At 56.1% G+C, this 6385-nt stretch carries 6 protein-coding genes; 1 reads left to right on the top strand and 5 read right to left on the bottom strand.

Annotated elements, in window-relative coordinates; genetic code table 11:
* Positions 1-165: 165 nt before the first annotated feature.
* The 5 genes from NKH36_RS31575 to NKH36_RS31555 form a co-directional block, all read right to left on the bottom strand.
* The gene (locus NKH36_RS31575; protein ID WP_352965561.1) at positions 166-1449 is read right to left on the bottom strand and encodes an NAD(P)/FAD-dependent oxidoreductase; all 1284 of its coding nucleotides are present in this window, start codon (positions 1447-1449) and stop codon (positions 166-168) included.
* A 1-nt stretch (position 1450) separates the two neighbouring features.
* The gene (locus NKH36_RS31570; protein ID WP_352965559.1) at positions 1451-2314 is read right to left on the bottom strand and encodes a sugar phosphate isomerase/epimerase family protein; all 864 of its coding nucleotides are present in this window, start codon (positions 2312-2314) and stop codon (positions 1451-1453) included.
* A 20-nt stretch (positions 2315-2334) separates the two neighbouring features.
* Positions 2335-3462 (bottom strand): S-(hydroxymethyl)glutathione dehydrogenase/class III alcohol dehydrogenase, encoded by a 1128-nt coding sequence (locus NKH36_RS31565; protein WP_352965557.1) that lies wholly within the window; start codon positions 3460-3462, stop codon positions 2335-2337.
* Positions 3463-3562: 100 nt separating this feature from the next.
* A complete protein-coding gene (locus NKH36_RS31560; RefSeq protein WP_352965555.1) occupies positions 3563-4372 on the bottom strand; it encodes a sterol desaturase family protein in 810 nt (269 codons plus the stop codon).
* 253 nt (positions 4373-4625) lie between these two features.
* Positions 4626-4943 carry a MocE family 2Fe-2S type ferredoxin gene (locus NKH36_RS31555; RefSeq protein WP_352965553.1) on the bottom strand — a complete coding sequence of 106 codons (318 nt, stop codon included), beginning with the start codon at positions 4941-4943 and terminating at the stop codon, positions 4626-4628.
* Positions 4944-5165: 222 nt separating this feature from the next.
* Here NKH36_RS31555 and NKH36_RS31550 point away from each other — a divergent pair, with 222 nt between their 5' ends.
* Positions 5166-6149, top strand: a complete 984-nt coding sequence (locus NKH36_RS31550; RefSeq protein ID WP_352965551.1) for an SDR family NAD(P)-dependent oxidoreductase — start codon at positions 5166-5168, stop codon at positions 6147-6149.
* The last annotated feature ends 236 nt before the right edge of the window (positions 6150-6385 follow it).

Below are 6385 nucleotides of genomic sequence, written 5' to 3'. Positions count from 1 at the left end.
ATCGAAAGCTTGACCCCAGCACCGCTGTGCTCAGGTGCTCATGGCCGCCGGATACGCACGTCTGCGATCTTCACCGGATGCGTACCTTGCATTTGCAGGTCGCAGCACCTTGTCCACGACGAGGGACACGGAAGCTCCGAAACGAGGAGCCTATCGTCCTTCTGTTTATGACTCAGCCCTCGGCGACGCCCGTACGCTTTCCTCGGCAATTGTCGCGGGAGGGTCCAGTAGGAGAGATTTGAGCTGAAGGGAAGGATCGCTCAGTGGTGAGGGTTCTACCCTCCTACGACGACCAATAAGTATGTCGGATACCCGCATATCCTTGGCGATCGATCCGAGTTTTCCGAAGCCGCACGCCCCGATCAACGTATTCTCCGGGTCTAGATGAAATGACAAGTAGGCGTTTTGGGTTAAACGTTGCACCTCCTTTGCTGCCAAGGCCGGGATTCCGGCGATCTGCAAAGTGCAGTCGAAATGATCTGACCAGAACCAGGGTACGGCGCTGTAGATAATCGCAGCTCCAATCATATTCCTGGCCGCGACCTCTCCCTGGAGCCGAGCATTGTTCCAGGCCTCAAGCCGCAAACGTCGATTTTCGAACAAAGGATGGGGGAATGAACAGCAATCGCCTGCAGCGAAGATATCACTCTTTGACGTCTCCAGACGTCCATTGACGGCAATGCCATTGTCGATTGCTAGGCCTGCGGCCTCCGCCAGCGCGATGTTTGGAACTGCACCGATGCCAACGATCACGAGATCTGCGCCAAAGGCACCGTCGCGTCCAGTTTGCACAAGGGTTACGCCTTCATTGTGCTTGATCTCGGTAACTGTCACGCCACAGATTATCTGAACTCCGCCCCTAACGTGGCGATCCGCGACGAATGCTGCAACGTTTTCAGGAACTCCGCGCGCGAGAATCCTGGCGCCTGATTCCAAGACGGTCACATCCTTGCCATTGCTGGCTGCGGTCGCCGCAATCTCAAGGCCTATAAATCCGCCGCCCAAGACAACTACTTTACGTGCCTTCGCCAAAGCTTTTCTCAGCTGAAGTGCGTCGTCAAATTTGCGGAGCGTGAAAATTCTCGCCTCACCTGCAACTGGAATTGGGGGGAGCGCGCGCGGCTCAGCGCCGAGCGCAAGCAGAAGCTTTTCATATTCGACGGAACTCCCAGTTTTCAGGGTGATAAGGTGTTCCGCTGCCACAATCTTAGTAGCGTGATCACGCACAACGGTAATGTTGGCTCTAATAGAATCCGATTCTGTGAACAAGAACACCGGCTGAAAGTTGTCGGCGAGCAATTCCTTCGACAGTGGGGGGCGTTCATAGGGCAGAAACACTTCGTCGCCTATGAGTGTGATGGAGCCTTGCCAGCCTGCGCTCCGTAGCTCAAATGCCGCGGCAACACCGCTCTGACCGGCTCCGATAATCACCATCCCGCTGCGGGCCATGCTAACCTCCAGTTGCTGCCGGCCTAGGCTCGTCGACCTCGGCCGTCCACAGGTCCTCAATAGCGGCCTTGAGCGTGATAGCCTCCTCCCATCGGTTCGTTGTGTCGTTTCCGTCGCGCCCGGTAATTGCGTAGGGTTTAGGGCCGAGTTCGCAGGTGAAGCACAGTGTGTCATCAGGTTCGGCGCGCTTACGCCAACTCGTGATGCCGTACCGCCACCAATTGAGGAATAGATCCAACCACATTCGATGGTGCGGGAAGGATATCTCAACCTGCACCTGCTCCCGAGAAGCTACCCTGCCGTGCAAGGCCCAACTGTTGTCGAGAACCCGATGGATCATTTCATGGTGTTCTGCGGAAATGGGCCACGCAAATTCCCGCCCTACCAGAAAGTGCGACAGATCGGCCAACAGAGGCAGGTCTGGCATTTCATCCAGCAGATCGAGCACGAAGAAAAGGTCCGTCGTCATCCTGTCGCGATGAGTTTCGATCAGAACGGGAAAACCGACCTGCTCTGCAAGCTGCCTCCATCCTTCGATGACGCGCAGCGCTTCCGCCACCGTCCTTGGTCGCACGTCCGGCTGCAAGTTTAGATGATGAACCCCCATTTCCGCTGCCAGCTCGAGGCAGGGCTTTAGGTCATCCACGGTTGCCGGAAAGCACATCCCTTCGATGAGCATTCCGCGCCCTTGCAGACAATCCATCGTCCGCCTGACCGCAGCGGCGTCGACACACTGCGTACTTATTCCTGCGAAGCCTGCATCCGATATCATGGCTATATTGGCATCAAGCGTGCGCTCCGCTCGATGCGTGTGTCGCCGCTCCATTGCCCACATCGACTGAAGTACCGCTAACTTCTGTGCCATGCTCCCTCCGCGTCGGATGACTAGAAGACCACGACACTGTGGATCGACTTGCCCTCATGCATGAGGTCAAAGCCCTTGTTGATGTCCTCCAGCTTCAGCGTGTGGGTGATCATCGGATCGATCTGGATCTTTTTCTCCATGTACCAGTCGACGATTTTTGGCACGTCGGTGCGGCCGCGCGCGCCGCCGAAGGCGGTGCCCATCCAGGTGCGGCCGGTGACCAACTGGAACGGCCTGGTCGAGATCTCCTGGCCGGCGCCGGCGACACCGATGACGACCGACTTACCCCAGCCGCGATGCGAGGCTTCCAGCGCCTGGCGCATCACCTTGGTGCTGCCCGTGCAGTCGAACGTATAGTCGGCGCCGCCGATCTGGTCGGCGCCGCGCTTGGTCATGTTGACCAGATGAGGGACGATGTCGCCATCGATCTCCTTCGGATTGACGAAATGCGTCATGCCGAATTTCTCGCCCCACGGCTTCTTGTCGTTGTTGAGGTCGACGCCGATGATCATGTCGGCGCCGGCAAGTTTCAGCCCCTGGATGACGTTGAGGCCGATGCCGCCGAGGCCGAAGACCACCGCGGTGGCGCCTTGCTCGACCTTGGCGGTGTTGATGACAGCGCCGATGCCGGTGGTGACGCCGCAGCCGATGTAGCAGATCTTGTCGAAGGGGGCCTCTGGATTGACCTTGGCCAGCGCAATCTCGGGCAGCACGGTGAAGTTGGAGAAGGTCGAGCAGCCCATGTAGTGAAAAATCTTGTCCTTGCCGATCGAGAAACGCGATGAGCCGTCCGGCATCAAGCCTTGGCCCTGCGTGGCGCGGATCGCCGTGCACAGGTTGGTCTTGCGCGACAGGCAGGACGGGCACTGCCGGCATTCCGGCGTATAGAGCGGAATGACGTGGTCGCCCTTCTTGACCGAGGTGACGCCCTTGCCGACATCGACGACGATACCGGCGCCCTCATGGCCGAGGATCGCAGGGAAATGGCCCTCAGGATCGGCCCCCGACAAGGTGAACTCGTCGGTATGGCAGATGCCAGTCGCCTTGATCTCGACAAGCACCTCGCCATCGCGCGGGCCTTCGAGTTTCACGGACATTGTTTCGAGTGGCTTTCCGGCCTGAACGGCAACGGCGGCGCGTACGTCCATCGTGACCTCGCGAATAGAAAATGGGCTGCACAGACGGGAGCCGCTTCAAAGGCTGGCGAGAGACGGCGACGGTGTTGCTTCCGTCGCTATCATCATGTCGTCAGGAGGATTGGCCTTCGCTCTGCGCCTTCTGCTGACGGCTCATGACGCGATGGTTCATCTTCTCCATCGCCTCTGAACCCCCATCGTTGAACGTTCCGAACCAAGCGTCGACGTTCATGATACCCCCGCCGCCATAGTTGCACTCGAAGTAGCGGTGATGGAGATAGTGGTAGTAGTCTTCCATCCGCATTTCGATGCCATCTTTGATGATCAACTTCTCAAAACCGGTGTGGGTTTGAGAAGGCGCTAGGCTTGTATGGATCATATGGAACATCGCATGGATCGGATGCGAGGGCACGATCCAGTGAATGAGAACCCCTGAATTGTAAATGATGTGTTCAATCGGGTGCATGGACAGACCCGACCATGGGCCGACGTTGACATTCGCATGATGGACGGAATGCACCCATCGGTACAGAAACGGCCAGTGGATCGGTCGGTGAATCAGATAAAAGTGGACGTTCCGGAAGAGAGGGATCGCAAACAAAACAGCCAAGCAGTAGACCGGATGTTCACTAAACGACACGTAGGGGATATATCCGTTCGCGAACATCCACCACGTTAGCACCTCATAGGCAGTCCAGATCGGCACCCCACTCACGAAGGTCCAGAATAGATTATCGAGTAGCTGATTCTCAAATAAGAAGTTGGGATTATTTCTGGCAAGCCATTTGCCATTATACTTTTTTTCGAACCCCTGTATCTTTTTTGTGTAGAGTGGAATGTGTATGCAACTTACAAATACAACTAACAGTATTGTATTTCGCGCCAAAATAAAAGATATCCAGTTTACACTGAACGTCTTCATTGTTACCATGCTTGGCGTCAAGTATATCAGTACTAAGACTGAAATCGCTACATAGATAATCGTCCAAGGTATAAGATAGAAATACAACCACTTTATGATACCGGTCGGACTTACCGGCCACATTTTCGGCGGCGGCAGTAAGAAACGATCAGGCCTCCACTCGGTTCGACGCTCTTTGCCTACACTCGCCTTGTTTTGCTTTTCCGAGAGACCGCTCGTTGCCACAGTTGCTTCCCTTCGTTCTTGCATTGCGCTAGGGGATCGCGATGTAAACGCGCTCACCTTCTACTTTGACCCGATGGGTCCTGAGGTTAACGCAAACCGGCAGCCCCTTTATTTCACCCGTGACATAGCTGAAACGGCCCATGTGCTTTGGGCACTCGATTTCATCTCCCATAACCAAACCATCGGAGAGATGGACGCGTTCATGGGTGCAAAGCCCGTCGGTGGCATAGTATCGGTCGTCAGAAGACCGGTAGATCGCATAGGTCCTACCGCCGTGATCAAACCGGATAACACCTTCTTCTTCAATGTCATCCACGCTGCAAGCGTCAGTCCAATTTTCCAGCATGAATACGTTCCGAAACCACCGGCTAATTAGGTCGCGTGACCGGGGCCGTGCCAGACCGCCCGTTATCTTGCGAGTGCCTCGATCTGCGCCGCGTCCTGCAGTCGTATCCACGACTTACTCGAGCGCTGATTACCTGCTTGTATAGAGCTGATGCGACGAGGCCGACAGACGAAAAAAATTGAGTCAGATATAGATCTCATTCATGTCGAAGATTGTTAACTAATGAGATGTGGTTTGCGCTTTCGCGCAGGCTTGGCGCCAATTTTTTGGGAGACGACAGCCTGTGCCATGATCCGCCCTGAATTGTGGCGCGCCCTGGGCCGGGCGACATCAATCCAATCGATATCAGGCGAAGTCTTTTTCGACTTGGACATCACCCATGCCTTGTTTATTGCATCAGCAGTTCGGAAACGCTCCCATCCCAGACCCTCGTCACCGCGCACAAGAGAAAGAACTGTGGCCTCAATTGATCTTACCGACCAGGTCGTGTTGCTAACCGGCGCAGCCGGCGGCATCGGAAGCGCCATCGCACGGGTATGTTATGGACTAGGTGCGCGCATGCTGCTCGCTGACAACAACGAGCAGGCTGTAACGCGGTTGGCGTCGTCGTTAGATCGGAGCGGCGAAAGGGCAGCTGCAATGGCTTACGATGCGAGCAACCCATCCGATGCGGACGCGATCGTCTCGAAGTGCGTAGCTCAGTTCGGCCACATTGATCATGTTGTTCCGGCTGCAGCCATCTTCGAGGACCAACCGTTCGCAACCATGACGGACGAGCAGTGGCGAAGAACCATGTCAATAAATCTAGACGGCGTGTTCTATCTCTGCAGGCGAGCCATTCCCCATATAAGATCTGGGGGAACAATCGTCACCATAGCGTCGTCTGCGGCACATGAAGGCGCCTCCCCAGAGCACGTTCACTATGGCGCCTCTAAAGGCGGGATACTGGCTTTCATGAAGTCACTCGCCCGAGAACTGTCACCAGACATAAGGGTGAACACGGTCTCTCCCGGGACCATTGATACTCCTATGGTGGCAGAGCTCCTGCGACACAAAGGGGATAAGTTCCTGTCAATCACGCCCGCAGGTCGGTGGGGCACCGGTGAGGAGGTGGGTGATGCCGTGGCGTTTCTTTGCAGCGGCGCATCAAGCTATATCATGGGCCAGACCATCCACGTGAACGGCGGGTCATTCATGGGAGGCTAGGGGAACTCTTCTGACCTTGCCAGTCTGACAATACGCTGAACCCGATTTCCTCTGCGGCCCAGACTGTTCTCGATCAGCTTGCTTTCGGCTGACTGCTGCGCTGGTCGTAGACCATTATCCCGAGCGCGTAAGTCGAAATGCCATCGCAGATCAACTCCGAGCTGGGAGGGTTCAAATCGACAGCATGGCCGTCAGCGCAGGCATACTCAGGGAGCAGCTGGTCGCGCATCCTGTCG

Origin of the sequence: Mesorhizobium sp. M1312, from assembly GCF_040318115.1 — a bacterium.
In the GTDB taxonomy this organism is placed as follows: Bacteria; Pseudomonadota; Alphaproteobacteria; order Rhizobiales; family Rhizobiaceae; genus Mesorhizobium.
The sequence above is the reverse complement of the archived record's forward strand: the minus strand, read 5'-3'. Positions and strand labels throughout refer to the sequence as shown.